The organism is Rhodopseudomonas pseudopalustris, assembly GCF_900110435.1.
GTDB classification, from domain to species: domain Bacteria; phylum Pseudomonadota; class Alphaproteobacteria; order Rhizobiales; family Xanthobacteraceae; genus Rhodopseudomonas; species Rhodopseudomonas pseudopalustris.
In genome coordinates this window covers 99,149-116,930 of sequence record NZ_FODT01000004.1, presented here as the reverse complement: position 1 = coordinate 116,930, position 17,782 = coordinate 99,149, and the positions used below count along the sequence as shown (strand labels likewise).

Annotated in this window: 16 protein-coding genes; 5 read left to right on the top strand and 11 right to left on the bottom strand. The window is 66.6% G+C overall.

Annotated features, from left to right (window positions below; translation table 11 throughout):
• The first annotated feature begins 23 nt into the window (after positions 1-23).
• Positions 24-989 carry a fatty acid desaturase family protein gene (locus tag BMY71_RS09430; RefSeq protein ID WP_092683322.1) on the top strand — a complete coding sequence of 322 codons (966 nt, stop codon included), beginning with the start codon at positions 24-26 and terminating at the stop codon, positions 987-989.
• A 643-nt stretch (positions 990-1,632) separates the two neighbouring features.
• On the opposite strand, the gene paaZ is transcribed toward BMY71_RS09430, so the two are convergent.
• A complete protein-coding gene (gene paaZ / locus BMY71_RS09425) occupies positions 1,633-3,669 on the bottom strand; it encodes a phenylacetic acid degradation bifunctional protein PaaZ (RefSeq protein ID WP_092683320.1) in 2,037 nt (678 codons plus the stop codon).
• A gap of 157 nt (positions 3,670-3,826) precedes the next feature.
• Between paaZ and paaG the strand changes: the two genes are divergently transcribed.
• Genes paaG through paaK form a run of 3 tightly spaced genes read left to right on the top strand, consistent with a single transcriptional unit; the run spans position 3,827 to position 6,416 of the window.
• Positions 3,827-4,612, top strand: coding sequence for a 2-(1,2-epoxy-1,2-dihydrophenyl)acetyl-CoA isomerase PaaG (gene paaG, locus BMY71_RS09420; protein ID WP_092683318.1), 786 nt, complete (start codon positions 3,827-3,829; stop codon positions 4,610-4,612).
• 2 nt (positions 4,613-4,614) lie between these two features.
• Positions 4,615-5,067 (top strand): hydroxyphenylacetyl-CoA thioesterase PaaI, encoded by a 453-nt coding sequence (gene paaI, locus BMY71_RS09415; protein WP_092683317.1) that lies wholly within the window; start codon positions 4,615-4,617, stop codon positions 5,065-5,067.
• Between the two features lie 14 nt (positions 5,068-5,081).
• Complete coding sequence (gene paaK, locus BMY71_RS09410) at positions 5,082-6,416, top strand: phenylacetate--CoA ligase PaaK (protein ID WP_092683315.1); 1,335 nt, start codon at positions 5,082-5,084, stop codon at positions 6,414-6,416.
• A 289-nt stretch (positions 6,417-6,705) separates the two neighbouring features.
• On the opposite strand, the gene paaE is transcribed toward paaK, so the two are convergent.
• From paaE to paaA, 5 genes are all read right to left on the bottom strand, one after another.
• Complete coding sequence (paaE, locus tag BMY71_RS09405) at positions 6,706-7,794, bottom strand: 1,2-phenylacetyl-CoA epoxidase subunit PaaE (protein ID WP_139202617.1); 1,089 nt, start codon at positions 7,792-7,794, stop codon at positions 6,706-6,708.
• A 16-nt stretch (positions 7,795-7,810) separates the two neighbouring features.
• Positions 7,811-8,314, bottom strand: a complete 504-nt coding sequence (gene paaD / locus BMY71_RS09400) for a 1,2-phenylacetyl-CoA epoxidase subunit PaaD (protein WP_041805231.1) — start codon at positions 8,312-8,314, stop codon at positions 7,811-7,813.
• A complete protein-coding gene (paaC, locus tag BMY71_RS09395; protein ID WP_092683313.1) occupies positions 8,308-9,084 on the bottom strand; it encodes a 1,2-phenylacetyl-CoA epoxidase subunit PaaC in 777 nt (258 codons plus the stop codon). Before paaC ends, paaD begins: the two co-directional genes overlap by 7 nt.
• A 113-nt stretch (positions 9,085-9,197) precedes the next feature.
• Complete coding sequence (gene paaB / locus BMY71_RS09390) at positions 9,198-9,485, bottom strand: 1,2-phenylacetyl-CoA epoxidase subunit PaaB (protein ID WP_092683311.1); 288 nt, start codon at positions 9,483-9,485, stop codon at positions 9,198-9,200.
• Positions 9,486-9,515: 30 nt separating this feature from the next.
• Positions 9,516-10,499, bottom strand: a complete 984-nt coding sequence (paaA, locus tag BMY71_RS09385; RefSeq protein WP_092683309.1) for a 1,2-phenylacetyl-CoA epoxidase subunit PaaA — start codon at positions 10,497-10,499, stop codon at positions 9,516-9,518.
• A 127-nt stretch (positions 10,500-10,626) separates the two neighbouring features.
• On the opposite strand from paaA, the gene BMY71_RS09380 reads away from it, so the two are divergent.
• Complete coding sequence (locus tag BMY71_RS09380) at positions 10,627-11,310, top strand: TetR/AcrR family transcriptional regulator (RefSeq protein WP_092683307.1); 684 nt, start codon at positions 10,627-10,629, stop codon at positions 11,308-11,310.
• A 153-nt stretch (positions 11,311-11,463) separates the two neighbouring features.
• Here BMY71_RS09380 and BMY71_RS09375 read toward each other — a convergent pair whose 3' ends face one another.
• The 5 genes from BMY71_RS09375 to BMY71_RS09355 form a co-directional block, all read right to left on the bottom strand.
• Positions 11,464-11,943 carry a phasin family protein gene (locus BMY71_RS09375; RefSeq protein ID WP_092683305.1) on the bottom strand — a complete coding sequence of 160 codons (480 nt, stop codon included), beginning with the start codon at positions 11,941-11,943 and terminating at the stop codon, positions 11,464-11,466.
• Positions 11,944-12,194: 251 nt separating this feature from the next.
• Positions 12,195-12,533: a poly(R)-hydroxyalkanoic acid synthase subunit PhaE gene (locus tag BMY71_RS09370; RefSeq protein ID WP_011502241.1), complete on the bottom strand. Its 339-nt coding sequence runs from the start codon at positions 12,531-12,533 to the stop codon at positions 12,195-12,197.
• 19 nt (positions 12,534-12,552) lie between these two features.
• Positions 12,553-15,780: a bifunctional cytochrome P450/NADPH--P450 reductase gene (locus tag BMY71_RS09365; protein ID WP_092683303.1), complete on the bottom strand. Its 3,228-nt coding sequence runs from the start codon at positions 15,778-15,780 to the stop codon at positions 12,553-12,555.
• A 192-nt stretch (positions 15,781-15,972) separates the two neighbouring features.
• Positions 15,973-16,968 carry an alpha/beta fold hydrolase gene (locus tag BMY71_RS09360; RefSeq protein ID WP_092683301.1) on the bottom strand — a complete coding sequence of 332 codons (996 nt, stop codon included), beginning with the start codon at positions 16,966-16,968 and terminating at the stop codon, positions 15,973-15,975.
• A gap of 13 nt (positions 16,969-16,981) precedes the next feature.
• Positions 16,982-17,770 carry an esterase/lipase family protein gene (locus tag BMY71_RS09355; RefSeq protein WP_092683299.1) on the bottom strand — a complete coding sequence of 263 codons (789 nt, stop codon included), beginning with the start codon at positions 17,768-17,770 and terminating at the stop codon, positions 16,982-16,984.
• Positions 17,771-17,782: the final 12 nt, after the last annotated feature.

Genomic DNA, 17,782 nt, shown 5'->3' with positions numbered 1-17,782 from the left:
GCCGAAAAAACAGGGAGGCCGCGATGCCGGCAGTGGCGCGTATCGATCCGAAGACGATCTTCAGCGCCGAGGAATGGGCGCGGCTGACGCGGCGCAGTTCGGCGCGCGGGGTGTGGCTCGTCGCACACGCCTGGGGCACGATCGCCGCCGCAATGGCGCTGGTGACGATCTGGCCCAATCCGCTGACCTGGCTGATCGCGGTGATGATCGTCGGCACGCGGCAACTCGGCCTCGCCATCCTGATGCACGAGGCCGCGCATGGTGGGCTGCATCGCAATCAAAAGCTCAACGAGTGGATCGGGCAATGGCTGTGCGCAGTGCCGGTCGGCGCCGATCTTGCGGCCTATCGCAGCTACCATCTGCAGCATCACAAATACACCCAGCAGCCGGAAGACCCCGACCTGTCGCTGTCGGCGCCGTTTCCGATCAGCAAACAGAGTTTTCTGCGCAAAGCGATCCGCGACCTCACCGGGCAGACGTTCGTCAAGCAGCGGCTGCCGTTGTTGAAAGCGCTGTTTGCGACGCGTCGCGCGCGCGAGGACGTGACGCATGAGAGCTTCGTCGCCAGCGGCGCAGACCGGACGAAGCGCTTCCTGGCCGCGAATCTCGCATTGTTCGTGGTGTTCTGGCTGTGCGGCGCCGGCGTCTGGTTCGTCGGCGTCTGGCTGTTCGCAATGGCGACCTGGCTGCCGCTGGTGACGCGGATCCGCAACATCGCCGAGCACGCCTGCACCTCGACCAGCGCCGATCCGTTCAGCCAGGCGCGCACCACGCTCGCCAACCCGCTCGAGCGTCTGCTGATCGCGCCGTATTGGGTGAACTATCACGCCGAGCATCATCTGTTCATGTACCTGCCCTGCTACAATCTCCCCGAAGCGCATCGGCTGTTGCGCGACAAGGCGCTGATCGGCCGCGTCGCGGTCGCGCCGTCCTATCGCGATGTGCTGCGACTTGCGATGTCGCAAGAGCGTTCCGCGCGCGCCGCGTGACGGCGGTCACGCCGGCGCTGGGGAGTACTGGGTCGCCCGGTCGAGCCGGGCGATGACGGGGCGTGAGTGATGGGCGCGCTGTGCCCCATCACGATCTCCGATTCAAATATCAAACAGCCACGGCAAATTGGCCTCGCGGCTCCGATGAGCCCGAGCTATGCGCCCGTCGCTGTCACAGCGAGGGGTGGGGGCGCGCCGGGAGGCGCGGGGTTTGGTGGTTGTTGCGATTACTTCAATGAAGCAATCGCGCTCGCCTCATCGGCGCGCCCACCGCGGCGTTCATGCGGCTTCGGGGCGGTGCTTCCGGGTGCAGGCGAGTTCATCGAACTCCATCCCGACGGTTTCCCGACGTTCGCCTGCGCCACGTTCAGCCGACGTCAGCGGCAGAGCCCCATAGTAGGCCCGGACCGTGACCCGAAGCCGCCCGGACGTGTGCTTGCGAGGCACAGCGCGCGGGCGCCGCATCCAACTCGTCCCCGCGAGCTCACGCTCGCTTCGCCGAGCCATTGACCCGGCTGGTTGCCCAGCCGAGTGATCTGTCCCGCTTCACAAGCGCCCTCGAGAAGCGCCCCTCACGGACAGGACGACGCGGACTATATTCACATTAGGAATTTTGTCAAGCGTCACTGTCTCTCCTGCGCCGCTATTTGGCCCGCGCGCTCATCGTCAGCAGATCGTAGCGGGCGACCGGCTCGTCGTTCTGATTGACCACCTCGACGTCCCAGCGCACCTCGCCATATTCCGGACGGCGGGCCGGCGATTTCTGCTTCACCGTCAACTTCACGCGGATGGCGTCATCGGGCGAGACCGGCTTGAGGAAGCGCAGATTGTCGAGGCCGTAATTCGCGAGTAGCGGACCCGGGGCCGGATCGACGAACAGCCCGGCGGCGAACGCCAGGATCAGATAGCCGTGGGCGACGCGGCCGGGGAAGAACGGGTTGGCCTTCGCCGCCGCCTCGTCCATATGCGCGTAGAACGTATCGCCGGTGAAATGCGCGAAGTGCTCGATGTCGGCGAGCGTGATCGGCCGGCTCGCTGTCTCGATGCTCTCGCCGACCACGAGTTCGTCGTAGTTGCGCGTGAACGGATGCACGGATGCGGCGGGAGCCGGCGCGCCGCGGCTCCAGGTCCCGGTCAACGCCGCAAGCCTGCGCGGCGAGGCCTGGATCGCGGTGCGTTGCATGTAGTGAGCCACGCTGCGCATCCCGCCGAGTTCCTCGCCGCCGCCGGCCCTGCCCGGCCCGCCATGCACCAGCGCCGGCAGCGGCGCGCCATGCCCGGTGGATTCCGCGGCGCAATCCCGATCGACGATCAGCAGCCGTCCGTGCCACGGCGCGATGCCGAGCGCGATCTGTTCGGCGACGCCATCGTCGTTGGTGAACAGCGACGCGACCAGGCTGCCCTCGCCGCGACGAACCAGTTCGATCGCCTGATCGACATCGTCGTAGGCGAGCACGGTGGCGACCGGGCCGAACGCTTCGGTGTCGTGGACCTCCAGCGCCTGCATCGGATCCCTGGCGCGCAGCAGGATCGGTGACATGTAGGCGCCCGCCTCGGTGTCGATGCCCTCGCCGCTACAGGAATCCGGATTGCCGAACACGATCTCGGCCTCGGTCGAGAGCGCGGCGATGGCGACGCGGACCGCGTCGCGCTGATCGCGGCTGACCAGCGGCCCCATCGCCTTGTCGTCGTGGCGCGGATCGCCGAGCCGGACCTCAGCGAATTTCGCCTTCAGCGCCTCGATCACCGCCGCCTCCTGCGCACGCGGCGCCAGCACGCGGCGGATCGCGGTGCATTTCTGTCCCGCCTTCGCCGTCATCTCGCGCACCACTTCGCGGATGAACAGATCGAACTCCGGATCGGCCGGCGTGATGTCGGAGCCGAGGATCGCGGCGTTGAGCGAATCCCGCTCGGCGATGAAACGGATCGAATGCAGGGCGATGCTCGGATGCGCGCGCAGCTTTTCCGAGGTCTCGATCGAGCCGGTGAACGCGATCACATCCTGGCCGCCCAGATGATCGAACAGATCGCCGAGGCCGCCGCAGACCAGTTGCAGCGCGCCGGCGGGCAGCAGGCCCGATTGGTGGATCAGCTTCACCAGCGCCTCGGTGACATAGGCGGTCGCGGTCGCCGGCTTGGCGATCACCGGCACGCCCGCGAGCAGCGCCGGCGCGAGCTTTTCGAGCAGGCCCCAGCACGGGAAGTTGAAGGCGTTGATGTGGATGGCAACGCCGTGCAGCGGCGACAGGATGTGCTGGCCGACGAAGCTGCCGCGCTTCGACAGGGACTCCGCCTCGCCCTCGGTGACGAAACGCGCGTCCGGCAATTCGCGGCGACCGCGCGACGCGTAGGCCGCGAGCGTCACCAGCCCGCCGTCGATGTCGATCGCGTTGTCACGGCGATTGGCGCCGGTGTCGGCCGCCAGCGCATACAGCATCTCCTTGCGCTCGCCGAGATAGGCGCCCAGCGCCTTCAACATGTCGGCGCGGCGGTGGAAGCTCATCTTGCGCAACGCCGGCCCGCCGAGGTCGCGCGCGTGTCGCACCATCGCGGCGAAATCCAGCCCCGCGCTGGAAGCGCGCGCCACCACGCGGCCGTCGACCGCGCTCGGAATATCGACAAGGCCGGTCTCCGGCGTGGTCCAGCGATCGAGCGCGAGGCTTTGCAGCGTGGTGGTCATGGTCTCTCCCTGTGGGCCGTCGGCAGGTCGCGCGATTTGACCCGCGCGCAGGCCGTTGACACGATGGTGGCTTGGGCTAATAATTGACTGACCGATCGTTTAATTCAAGAGGCTTTCGAGAGCCCGCGGACGTGGTGAGACAAAACGGGAGAGAAACGTGGACGAAATCCTGATCGACGATCGGGGGTCTTGGCGCGTCGTCACGCTGAACCGTCCGGACCGGCTGAACTCTTTCAACGAAGCGATGCATCGCGCGCTGGCCTCGGCGCTCGACGGGGCGCGCGATCCGGCCTGCCGTGCCGTGCTGCTGACCGGCGCGGGCCGCGGCTTCTGCGCCGGGCAGGACCTCGCCGACGTCACTGTCGCGGAGGGCTCCGCGCCCGATCTCGGCGTCACCATCGAGACCTTCTACAATCCGCTGGTGCGGCAGATCCGCGGGCTCGACAAGCCCGTCGTCTGCGCCGTGAACGGCACCGCGGCCGGCGCCGGGGCCAATATCGCGCTGGCCTGCGATCTGGTGATCGCGGCGCGCTCGGCGAAATTCATCCAGTCATTCGCCAAGATCGGCCTGGTGCCGGATTCCGGCGGCACCTGGTTTCTGCCGCGTCTGATCGGCGACGCGCGGGCGCGCGGGCTGGCGATGCTGGCCGAGCCGATCAGCGCCGAGACCGCTGCGAATTGGGGGCTGATCTGGCGCGTCGCCGACGACGACAGGCTGATCAGCGAAGCCGAGGCGCTGACCGCGCATCTCGCCACCCAGCCGACCCAGGGGCTGGCGCTGATCAAGCAGGCGCTGGCGGCGGCGGCGACCTCGACGCTCGATGCGCAGCTCGATCTCGAACGCGACCTGCAGCGCCAGGCCGGGCGCACGCCGGACTACGCCGAGGGCGTCGACGCCTTCATCGGCAAACGCGCGCCGACATTCACCGGGAGAGCGCATTGACCATGACGACCGACCTCGCGCCCGACGAACTGGCGCGCGCCTGCGCCGACGCGATGTGGGCCAACGACCACGCCAGCAAGGCGCTCGGCATGCAGATCGTCGAGATCGGCGAAGGCCATGCGACGCTTTCGATGACCGTCACCACCGAAATGGTCAACGGCCACGGCATCGCGCATGGCGGCTTCATCTTCACGCTGGCGGATTCCGCCTTCGCCTATGCCTGCAACTCGCGCAACGAGAACACCGTGGCGGCGCAGGGCGCGATCAGCTTCATCCGCCCGGGCAAGCTCGGCGCCAGACTGGTGGCGAGCGCGCGCGAGGTCACCCGCGCCGGGCGCTCGGGCATCTACGACGTCCGCGTCACCTCGGGCGGCGTGGTGATCGCGGAATTCCGCGGCAATTCGCGCGCGATCGGCGGGACGCTGGTGCCGCCGCAAGACACCGAACAACGCTGAGGGAGACCAGAGCGATGGCCGCGAGCATCCATCAGTTCAAGACACCGGCGGGCTACAGCGCCGAACTCGACGAAACCGAACGCGCCTCGCGCGACGAGATCGTGGCGCTGCAGACCAGGCGGCTCGGCTGGACGCTGAAGCACGCCTATGACAACGTCGCGCATTACAAGACCGCGTTCGACCGCGTCGGCGTGCATCCGTCGGATTTTCGCGAACTCGCCGACCTTGCGAAATTCCCGTTCACGCAGAAGAACGATCTGCGCGACAACTACCCGTTCAGCATGTTCGCGGTGCCGCGCGAACAACTGGTCCGCGTCCACGCCTCCTCCGGAACCACCGGCAAACCGATCGTGGTCGGCTATACGGCGAACGACATCGACACCTGGGCCACGGTGATGGCGCGGTCGCTGCGCGCGGCCGGCGCCCGCCGCGGCATGATCCTGCACAACGCCTATGGCTACGGCCTGTTCACCGGCGGCCTCGGCGCGCATTACGGCGGCGAGAAGCTCGGCTGCACCGTGGTGCCCGTCTCGGGCGGCATGACCGAGCGGCAGGTGCAACTGATCAACGATTTCCGCCCCGACATCATCACCGTGACGCCGAGCTACATGCTGGCGATCCTCGACGAATTCAAACGGCAGGGCCTCGACCCGCGCAAATCGTCGCTGAAATACGGCGTGTTCGGCGCCGAGCCCTGGACCAACGCGATGCGGGCCGAGATCGAGCAGGCGTTCGACATGGACGCCACCGACATCTACGGCCTGTCGGAAGTGATGGGCCCGGGCGTCGCGCAGGAGTGCGTCGAGACCAAGGACGGGCTGCACATCTGGGAGGATCACTTCCTGCCCGAAGTGATCGATCCCACGACCGGCGCGGTGCTGCCCGACGGCGAGACCGGCGAGCTGGTATTCACCTCGCTGACCAAGGAAGCCTTCCCCGTGATCCGCTATCGCACCCGCGACCTGACGCGGCTGCTGCCGGGCTCGGCGCGGCCCGGAATGCGGCGGATGGAGAAGATCACCGGCCGCTCCGACGACATGATCATCCTGCGCGGCGTCAACGTGTTCCCGACCCAGATCGAGGAAGTGCTGCTCGGCACCGACTGGTGCGGCGGCCATTTCATCATCGAACTGACCCGCCAGGGCCGGATGGACGAGATGACCGTACTCGCCGAAGCGCGCCCGGAAAGCTGGGACGGCGCGGGACTCGTGCCCCACGCCGAGCGCGTCGCCACCTACATCAAGAACACCATCGGCATCAGCACGACGATCAAGGTCGTGCCGCCCGACACGCTGGAGCGCTCACTCGGCAAGGCGAAGCGCGTGTACGACAAGCGGCCGAAGGGGTGAGGCGCGAAGCGCTCGACTACGGCTGATCGCAGAACGCTTCCCTCTCGTTCGTCATTCCGGGGCGCGAGCGCAGCTCGCGAACCCGGAATCCATAACCCCTGTGCTCGTTGTTGGGCACGGCATGCGTCAATCAACTTCAACGAATTCACCGAGAGTCCAGGGAGTATGGATTCCGGGTTCGCCGCTGCGCGGCGCCCCGGAATGACGGACCTGGATGTGACCGCTTGTTTCAGAGATTCCGGGTTCACGCAGCTTCGCTGCACGCCCCGGAATGACGAACTTGGGACTGTTACAAGTGATCGTAGTCGACCACCACGCGGTCACTGGTCGGTTTCGCCTGGCAGGTCAGGATGAATCCCGCCTGCAATTCCCACGGCTCCAGAGAGTAGTTCAGCTCCATCGGCGCTTGCCCTTCGACCAGCTTGGCGCGGCAGGTCGAACACATGCCGCCCTTGCAGGCGAACGGCAGGTCGACTCCGGCGCGCAGCGCGGCGTCGAGGATCGCTTCGCCCTCCGCGACCGGCACCTCGCGGCGCTTGCCGTCGATGATCAACGACGCGATCGCCTTCGGTGGCGCGCCGGGCGCCACGACCGCTTTCGGCCGCGGCTTGCCGCCGAGGCCGGAGACGAAGCGCTCGACGTGAATGCGCTCCTCCGCGAGGCCGAGTTCGCGACACGCCGCCTTGACATCGTCGCTCATTCCGGTCGGGCCGCAGACGAAGACGTGATCCACCGACGACGCCGGCACCATCGCGGTGAGCAGCAGTCGCACCTTGTCGCGATCGAGCCTCCCCTGCATCACCGGCACGTCCTGCTCCTCCTGAGAGAGCACGTGGAACACCGCGAACCGATCGAGATAGCGGTCCTTCAGCGTCTCCAGCGACTCGCGGAACAGGATCTGGTCGGTGGTGCGGTTGCCGTAGAACAGGAAGAACCGGCTCGCCGTCTCGCGCGCCAGCACGCCCTTCACCAGCGACAGGATCGGCGTGATGCCCGAGCCCGCGGCGAAGCCGACATAGGTGCGTACTTCGCCGACCGCGTGCGCGACGCCGAACCGGCCGGTCGGCGTCATCACGTCGATGGTGTCGCCGGCTTTCAGCTCCTCGGTCGCCCACACCGAGAACGCACCGCCATCGACCTTCTTCACCGCGATCCGCAATTCGCCGTCGTCGGGCCCGGAGCAGATCGAATAAGAGCGCCGCACCTCCTCGCCGTCCATCGTCGTCCGCAGCGTCAAATACTGGCCCGGCGCGAACCGATAGGCATCGGCCAAGTCCGGCGGGATCGCGAAAGCGAGCGAGATCGCGTCGCCGGATTCGCGACGCAGGTCGCTGATGGTGAGCGGATGGAAGCGCGGGATGGTGGCGGAGATGTTCATGGGTGCGGCAACCGGGTCAATGACACTTGAAGTAATCGAACGGCTCACGACAGGCCTTGCAGCGCCACAACGCCTTGCAGGAGGTCGAGCCGAATTCCGACAGCTGCTCGGTGTCGATCGAGCCGCATTGCGGACACGCGATTTCCAGCGTGCCGAACAGAGCGCGGCGGGAGCTGGCGATCTGCGGCGGCGCGATGCCGTAGTCCTTCAGCTTGGCGCGGCCTTCCGCGCTCATCCAGTCGGTGGTCCAGGCCGGCGCCAGCACCGTTCTGACGCGCGCGTCGCTGATGCCGGCGCGCGCCAGCGCCATCTCGATTTCCAGCGTGATCATGTTCATCGCCGGGCAGCCCGAATAGGTCGGCGTGATCGCGATTTCGACGCGACCTTCAGCGACGGAGACCTCGCGCAGCACGCCGAGATCGGCGATGGTCAGCACCGGAATCTCCGGATCGACCACGGTCGCGGCGGCGTCCCAGGCGCGCTGGCGCAACTCGGCGTCGCCGGGCGCGGGACTCACCATGTCAGGCCCGGCAGCGAGCGCTGCATGTATTGCAGATCGGTGAGCAAGCGGCCGAGATGCTCGGTGTGCCGGCCGCTGCGCCCGCCCTGCTGCATCCAGGCATTGCCCGGCAGCGTCAGCGTCGCCTCCGACAGCACCGCCGCGATCGTGCCCTGCCAGCGCTCGCGCAATGTCGCCGGATCGATCGCGATGCCGGCGTCGATCAGGCTGCGCTCGCCGTCGTCGATATCGAACATCTCGCCGGTGAAGGGCCACAGCGCGTCGATCGCATCCTGGGCGCGGCGGTGGCTTTCATCGGTGCCGTCGCCGAGCCGGATCATCCATTCCGAGGCATGGCGGAGATGATACGCGCTTTCCTTCTCGGATTTGGCGGCGATCGCCGCGAGCGTCGCATCGCGCGAGCCCATCATCGCCCGCCAATAGGGATCGGCGAACGCCGAGTAGAACAATTGCCGCGCGATGGTGCGGGCGAAATCGCCGTTCGGCTGTTCGGCGAGCAGCAGATTGCGATACTGCCGCTCGTCGCGCAGATAAGCGAGCCGATCCTCGTCGTGGCCCCTGCCCTCGACCTGGCCGGCATAGCTGTAGAGTTCGCGCGCCTGACCGATCAGGTCGAGCGCGATGTTCGACAGCGCCATGTCCTCTTCGAGCATCGGCGCATGGCCGCACCATTCCGACAGCCGGTGCCCGAGGATCAGCGCATCGTCGGCGCGGCGCAGCGCGTAGATGAAGAGCGGCGTGTCGGCAATCTCGATCGAGGTGGTGGACATCGGCTGTTACTCTGCTTAGGCGCTGATCAGTTGCACAGCGGCGTCATCCCGAGGTGCGCGCGCAGCGAACCTTGACGGATCCGGCGACGGGTGCCGGCGGCCATCGACGTGAACTACATATGCCCGACGTCGTCGGGCACCTCGTAAAACGTCGGATGGCGATAGATCTTGCTCTCGGCGGGCTCGAACATCATGCCGGCCTCGGCGGGATCGGACGCCGTGATCGCGTTCGACGGCACCACCCAGATCGACAGGCCTTCGCCGCGGCGGGTGTAGATGTCGCGCGCGGCCTGCAAGGCCATCGTCGCATCGGCGGCGTGCAGCGAACCGACATGCTTGTGCGCGAGCCCATTGCGGCTGCGGATGAAGACTTCCCACAGCGCTGTATTCGGCGTGCTCATTGATGATCCTCCCAAAGGAAAGCGGAGCGCTTACGCCGCCAGTCTGTTCTTGCGCTTTTCGGCATAGGCGACCGCGGCGTCGCGAACCCAGGCGCCGTCGTCATGCGCCTTGCGCCGCGCCGCGAGGCGATCGCGGTTGCACGGGCCGTTGCCGGCCAACACCTGCTTGAATTCATCCCAGTCGATCGCGCCGTAGTCCCAATGCCCGGTCGCCTCGTTCTTCGTCAGCGCCGGATCGGGAAGCGTCAGGCCGAGGTAATGCGCCTGCGGCACGGTGGCATCGAGGAATTTCTGGCGTAGCTCGTCGTTGGAGAAGCGCTTGATCTTCCATTTGGTCGAGGTGTCGCTGTGCTGGCTCGCCTGATCCGGCGGGCCGAACATCATCAGGCACGGCCACCACCAGCGGTTCAGGGCGTCCTGCGCCATCGCCTTCTGCTCGGCGGAGCCGCGGCAGAGTGTCAACATGATCTCGTAGCCCTGACGCTGGTGGAACGACTCCTCCTTGCAGACGCGGATCATCGCGCGGGCATAGGGGCCATAGGAACAGCGGCACAGCGGGATCTGGTTCATGATCGCGGCGCCGTCGACCAGCCAGCCGATCGCGCCGATATCCGCCCAGGTCAGCGTCGGGTAGTTGAAGATCGAGGAGTACTTCGCCTTGCCGCTCAGCATCTGATCGACCAGCTCCTCGCGCGAGGCGCCGAGCGTCTCGGCGGCGGCGTAGAGATACAGCCCGTGACCGCACTCGTCCTGCACCTTGGCGAGCAAGGCCGCCTTGCGGCGCAGCGTCGGCGCGCGGGTGATCCAGTTGCCTTCCGGCAGCATCCCGACGATTTCGGAATGGGCGTGCTGGGAAATCTGCCGCGTCAGCGTCTTGCAATAGGCCGCCGGCATCCAGTCGTTCGGCTCGATCCGCTCCTCCGCGTCGATCCGCGCCTGAAACTGCGCGGCGCGGCCGGCATCCTCCAGATTTCGGTCGTCGCCGTCGGAGACATTGAGCGCCTGGGTGTACATCGTCGTTCCTCCCTGGAGCAGTTATGCGGATTATAATTGACCAATTGGACGGTCAATGCAAGTGTCGGAACCGGATCATCCGCAGGTCGCGCATGACGCACTGCGGCAAGCAAGGTAGAGCGCCGAAATGGCCCGCACACGTGCGAACGATTACGATCAGAAACGCCTCGGCATCCTCAGCCGTTCCGCAAAGCTGTTCGCCGAGCACGGCTACACCGGAACCTCGATCACCATGATCGCGGAGGCCTGCGGCGTCTCCAAGGCGCTGATGTATCACTACTACCGCTCCAAGGACGCGGTGCTGTTCGATCTGCTCGCCGACCATCTGCAACATCTCGTCGGCGTGGTCGAAGCCGCCGCGCATTCAGATGGCGACGCAAACGAGCGGCTGTTCGCGATCGCGGCGGCATTGCTCGAGGCCTATCGCGGCGCCGACGCCGAACACCAGGTGCAGATCTCCAGCCTCAAGCTGCTGCCGCCCGAGCAGCAGGAAGAGTTGAAGGCGCTGGAGCGCAAGCTCGTCAGCCTGATGTCGGATGCGATCAGCGCGGCGATCCCCGCCGCGACGGCCAGGCCGCATCTGTTGAAGCCGCTGACGATGTCGCTGTTCGGTATGCTGAACTGGCACTATCTCTGGTTCCGCGAAGGCAAGGGCCTGTCGCGCGAGACCTATGCCAGAATGGTGACGACCCTGATGGTCGCCGGCGCCGAGCAGGCGATGGAGGAGACCGAGGGCGACGCCAAAACCGCGTCCGGCGCGGCGCGCAAAAAGTCCGCGCGTCCGGCGGCCGCCGTGGCGCGGCGGGCTTAGCAAAAACCGTCATTGCCGAGGTGCGCGCCCTTGCGCGCCTCGCTGCGCGCGCCCTGGGGCGACGGGATGTGTCGTGCCCAAAAAGAAACGGCCCGCTTGCGCGGGCCGAGAATTCATTGATCAGACAATCGGCGCGCGATCGGCAGATGCCGATCAGAGCGGCTTGCTGAAGGTCTTGCTCAGATTGTCCTGAGCGGACTTGGCGCTGTCGCCGACCAGCTTGCCGAAATATTCGGTGCTCGACTTGGCACGCGACACCAGCACTTCACCGTGCGAGCGAACCAGATCGGACTGGATCTGCACCGCTTCGTTGATCGACTTCGCCGACGCGAGCCGGTCGAGGCCGGCGAAGAACGCCTGCGTGTCGGAGAAGAAAGCATGCTGGATGTTGCGGGTGATCTTGGCGGCTTCGCTGACCGAATTGGTGACGGCCTCTTCGATCGCGGCGGTGACCTTCTCCGAACCCGCATGGAAGTCGGCGGCCTTGTCCTTGGCGGTGCCGGCAGCGCGCTTGATGAAATCACGCGTCGCTTCCGGGACTTCCAGATTCTGGAAATTCTTGAACGCGTCGGTGACCGGAGCGAACGCCTGCTTGACGGTGTCGAACGCAGCTTCGTGAGTGTCGGTTGTCATCGGGTGTCTCCATCCTCGGTGGGTGAGCTATGGTCTCGCCCTGTCCTGATGCGGCCCGGGGCAAATTCAACATGGCACAATCCATGTTGCATTGCAACAAAATTGTGCAATGCAACATTCCGCGACGGGCTTAACCCTTTGATTGCGGGGGACAATCGAGTGGTAAAAGAGATCTTAACGGGTGCGTCTTTGCGCCTCCTGTCCTGAAACTGCTCATCCCCTCGGGAGGACGCCGCGGCCGCCCAAGCGCCCTATTTGGATCGTGGCTTCGGTGACGGATCGTCGCCAGCTGCCTCGCGACCCTGGCCGATCGCCGCGGTGAGCTGATCGAGCCGCGCTTCGATCGCCGACAGCCGGGCGGCGAATTCGTCCATCTGCGCGCGCGTCGGGACGTTGAGGCTGGCGAGATATTTCTCCATCATCTCGCCGAACTGCTTCTGCGCCTCCGCGGTGGCGCCGCCGACCTGGCCGACCACCTTGGCGACTTCCGGCGAGGCCATCGCCTGATTGGCGAGTGAGGTGAAGCCTCTGCTCATCTCGCCGAGCATGGCCTGCCACGCCGCGGCGGGGTCGTTGTCCTTGTCGGCCATTGTCGTCTCCTCGTTTGACTTACGCGCTCGCCCAGACGTCGAGCACATAGCGATTGCATGCGCCGAGATCGTCGATCCATGTCGACGCCGCCGCAGCATCGGCGCCGCTGCGCTCGCGATGGATCGCCATCAGCGCCGCCCTGACGTCGGGCTCCATTTTGCCGCCGTCGCCACAGACATAGATGATCGCGCCCTGCTCGATCAACGTGAACACCCGATCCTTCTGCGCGGCAATCAGATGCTGCACATAGGTCTTGGGCCCCTCGCCGCGCGAGAACGCGGTATGCAGCTCGACGACGCCCTCGGCCGCGAAGCCCTGCAGCTCGTCGGCATAGAGATAGTCCTGCGCCGGATGGCGGCAGCCGAAGAACAACAGCGCCGGACCGAGCGTCGCGCCGTTCTGCTTGCGCGCGGCGCGCTCCTGCAGGAAGCCGCGAAACGGCGCGAGCCCGGTGCCCGGCCCGATCATGATCAGCGGCACGCGGTCGTCGTCGGGCAGGCGGAAACCGGCTTTGGTCGCGCGCACCGTGGCGTGGATGTTGTCGCCGACGCTTCGGCCGGCGAGCCAGGTCGAGCAGACGCCGCGATAATGACCACGGCCGGACAATGCCGGGCCATCGACCACAGCGACGGTGATCGCGGCGCGCGACGGATCGCGCAACGGCGACGACGAGATCGAGTAGTAGCGCGGCGCCAGCGGCGACAGCATTTCCAGGTAAGCGTGGAACGGCAGCTCGCAGGCGGGATGCTCCTGCATCAGATCATAGACCGACTTGCGCTTCGCCAGAACGCCGGCGCGATAGGCCTCGTCGGCCGCGCCATCGCCGCCGGCGAGCGCTTGCAGCTTCGGCCGGGTCTGCGGACAGCGCGTGTGCTCGGCCATGGCTACGATCTGCTTGCGGGTCGCGACCTGCTGCAGTTCGACGAAGTCGCCGAGCAGGCGGCCGACCGAAATCGCTTCGCCGACCGGCAATTGCGCGCGGCGGCCGGGCGCGACCTGCAGCTTGATCTGATCATCCGGCGCAAAGCCGAGCCGCTGCGCGACGGCGGCGACCAGCGCGGGATCGTTGCGCGGCATCACGCTGAGGTGGTCGCCGACGCGATAGCTGATCCCTTCCGGCAGCGCGATCTCGATATGGCGGGTCGAGCGCCCCGAGGCGGCGCAGTCCTGCAGCTCGCGATTGGCGAGCACCTTCATCGGCACAGCGCCACCCGCTGCGGCGACCGCATTCCCCGCTGCGGGCGCCACCGGCTCGATCCGGTACAGCGGCGCATCATCGACCGCGCGAGCGAATTTGGCGTCGATGCCGAACTCCTTCACCGCCAGCGGGCCGAGTTTGGCGAACCAGGATTCGAACTGGCCTTCGAGATCGTCGCGGGCGTCGCCCTCGCCGCGCAAGAAGATGTTGCGGCCGCCATGCGCGGCGAGCCGCTCGTCGACCAGCCGGGGGATCGCCTGATAGGTCGCGGTCCAGTCGCGATTGCCACAGCCGAACACGGCGTAGCGCAGCTTGGCGAACGCATCCTTCGGCAGATCGCCCGACAGCCATTGCACGAACTGGGTCGCATTGTCCGGCGGCGCGCCGTTGTAGGAGGCGGTGAAGATCAGCACGCCGCCCTCTTCCGGCAGGTGCCCGACATATTGATCGAGCGCGCCGAGCCGCGTCGAAAAGCCGTTGAGTTCGGCGAGATCGGCGACGCGGGTCGCCAGCTCCTCCGCGGTGCCGAGGTTGGAGCCGTACAGCACCAGCAGCGGCGTGTTGTGGTCCGGACGCGCGCGCGGCGCGGCCTGGGCCAGTGCCGGCGTCGAAACTTGCGATGCGCCGGCCGCGACGAAATCGCCGCGATCCTTGTCACTGCGCGGACGCACCTTGATCTTGAAGCCCTCGGGCTTGATCGTCAGCGTCTCCTTCAGCACCATGCGATAGCGCTGGTGATCGATCAGCTTGAAGCGCTGCAGGATCATGCCGAGCGCCAGCGCCGCCTCGTGCATCGCGAAGCCCCGGCCGATGCAGGCGCGCTGGCCGTTGCCGAACGGCTTCCAGGCATTGGCGGGCCGCTTCGATTCGGCTTCCCGCGAAAAATTCTCCGGATCGAACGCGTCCGGGTTCGGCCCCCAGATCGCCGGGTCGCGATGCAGCGCCAGCACCAGCACGGTGACGAAGGTGCCGCGCTTCAGATGATATTTGCCGCCGATCACTTCGTCCTTGATCGGCGCGACGCCGTAAGCCGGCGCCGGCGGCCACATTCGCAGCGTCTCTTTCAGAATCTGCGTGATGTAGCTGAGCTGGTTGACCTGCTGATAGCTCGGCCGGACGGCGGTGTCGGGGCCGAGCACGCGGTCGACCTCGTCATACGCCTTCTGCAACACGTCGGGATGCTTCAGCAGCGCGTAGATCGCGCAGGACAACAGCCCGCTGGTGGTCTCGTGGCCGGCGATCAGGAACGTATTGATCTGGTAGCGGATGTTGACGTCGTCGAGCGGCTCGCCGGTGGCGCGGTCGACGCCCGCCAACATCGCGCCGAGCATGTCCTTCTTGTCGGCGGCGCTTTCCGACGCCTTGCGGCGCTCGGCGATGATTTCGTCGACCATCGCATTCATGAAGACGACATCGTCGGCGAGCGTCTCCCGCCGCTTCTTCATCCAGAGATTTTCCAGCGGCAGGCCGCGGGTCATCATGATGGTCTCGAGCGAGCGCACCAGCGATTCCACGAAGGGGTGGTAGTCGCGGCGATAGAACGAATTGAAGCGATAGTCGAAGCCGCACAGGCCGATGGTGTCGAGCGTCAGCGCGGTCATGTCGTGGACGACGTCGATCTCGTCGTCGGCGTTGAGCCGTTCCCACTTCTTCACGAGCTGCTCGGCGATATCGACCATGCTCGGGTGATACGACTGCATCGCGCGGCCGCCGAACGGCGTCAGCAGGATGTTGTGCGCCTTGCTCCAGTTCGGCTCCTTGGTGTCGGCGGTGAACAGGCCGTCGCCGCCGACCGCGCGCGCCCGGCGCAGCGCGCCGCGCACCGCCTTGTCGAACCGCTTCTCGTCGCTGATCTCGTCGACCAGATCGTAACCCGACACGATCACCAGCGGCGCGCCCATCATGTCGAGCCAGAAGATCGGCCCGAGCTCCTTGGCGAGCCGCACCAGATGCTGCACCGGGGCCGTCGTATCGAGCGACAGCATGTTGCCGACCACCGGCTTCTTCGGCGGATGCGGAATTGGATCGAGCTTGTTGGTGGACGGCATTGCGGAAGTCTCTCCCTGATCCGGTCATGCTAACGCGCGACGTCATCTCGAGAGCCCGGCGCAGTCGGGCGTCTCAAAGGATCGTCCGCCGACAGCCATTGCCGCATCCGTCGAGGCGCTCGCTTCGCTCGGGCGCTTCAGGATGACGGTGCTGTAGCCCGTAGACGGCCTCCCCTTCAACGACGGCTTGTATCACCCAAACCTGCGCCGCCGCCATTCGATCAGCCTGGCGCTGACCTCTTCGGGCTGTTCCTGCTGCGTCCAATGGCCGCTGTCGCGGATCAGCACCTTCTCCAGATCGGGAACGAGCTTCTCCATGCCGTCGGCGGCGGACGGCGGCAGAACGGCGTCGTTCTCCGCCATGATCATCAGCGACGGCACCCGCACGGTGTGATCGAGCTCGGCGGCGCGCCGCCAGTTGCGGCTCATGTTGCGATACCAGTTGATGCCGCCGGTGAAGCCGGTGCGGGTGAAGGCGTCGACGAACACCTGCTTCTCGTCCGGCGTCAGGATCGGGGCACGCGCGTCCCTGCTGGCGTCGTAGGCCGCGACCATCTGCGGAAACGCCATGTTGGTCGACGGCGTCGCGCCGAGGCCCGCGGTGGTCGTCGCGGCCGCATCGGCCTCCGGCTGTCGCGGCAGCGGCTTCTTCATGAAGGCGTCGAATGTCTGTTCGACACGGCTGTCGAAGATCCGGTCCGGCTCCTGTGAGGCATTGAACTGCACGATGTACATCGTCTCGCCGAACCGCTTGCGGAACAGGTCGATCGGATCGGCCGGCGCGCGCGCGGTGTGCGGCGTATTGATGCCGACCACGCCGGCGACGCGGGAGGGATGCCGCAGCGGCATCTGCCAGACGACAAAGCCGCCCCAGTCGTGGCCGACGAAGATCGCCTTGTCGATCTGCAGATGATCGAGCAGCGCGACGAGGTCGCCGGTGAGATGCTCGATGTCATAGGCCTCGACCGGCTCCGGCCGCGAGGTCGCGCCATAGCCGCGCTGGTCCGGCGCGATCACACGGATGCCGGCTTCACTCAGCGCCTTGATCTGATGCCGCCACGAGAACGCCAGCTCCGGCCAACCATGACACAGCACCATCGGCGGCGCGTCGGTGGTCGGGCCGGCCTCGTAGTAGCCCATTCGGATGCCGTTGAATTCGGCGAATTGCAGCGGCGGCATCTCGATCATCGGGAGTCCTGCGTCAGGAGGTGGGCGCGGCATAGGCCATCGCGAACGGCCCGGCGCGATCGAACGGCTGGAATTCGCCCTCCGGCTGCGCCAAACGGTCGGCGATCGCCCACAGCACCGCGGCGTTCACGGTGAGACCGATATGGCTGGCGAGCAGAACCTCGATGTTCTCCGCGTTCGGCGAAGGCCGCAGCAGCGAGGTGCGCCAGTTCACGATGCCGTCGGTGCGCGAATAGATCGACGTGGTCGGCACCGGCATGTCGCCGGCGAGCGCCTTCAGATCATCGAGCCGGACGCCGTCGAGCGGTTCGCCCGACAGCTTTTCATAGACCCGTCGTGCATTGGTCGCGGTGATGTCGCCGGAGAACGGACTGCCCAGCGTGATGATGCCGCGGATCGTCTCCGGCGCGTGCAGCGCGAGGTCGCGCGCATAGACGCCGCCGAGACTCCATCCGACCAGGCTGACCTTGCGGCCTGAAGCCGCATGGACCGCGTCGAGTCGCCGCCGCAACCGGTCCCGCATCCGGTAGACGCCGCCGAAATTCCGGCCGAGCTCCCAGGCGAAGGTCTGATAGCCGAGATGTCGCAGATAGCGCCGCAGCGGCGCGGTCGACAGGTCGCTCGCGAGCAGCCCCGGCAAAACCAGCACCGGATGTCCGTCGCCTTTCGGCGCCCGCAGCAGCAGCGGCGACAGCAGCACGCTGGCGTTGAACTCGAACAGGCTGCGGGCTTCCGCCAGCAGCAGCGCAACGCTCGGCGGTCGCAAGCGATCGTGCTTAGCCGCGCGGTCGACAGCCGCCATCCTGCCTCCTGT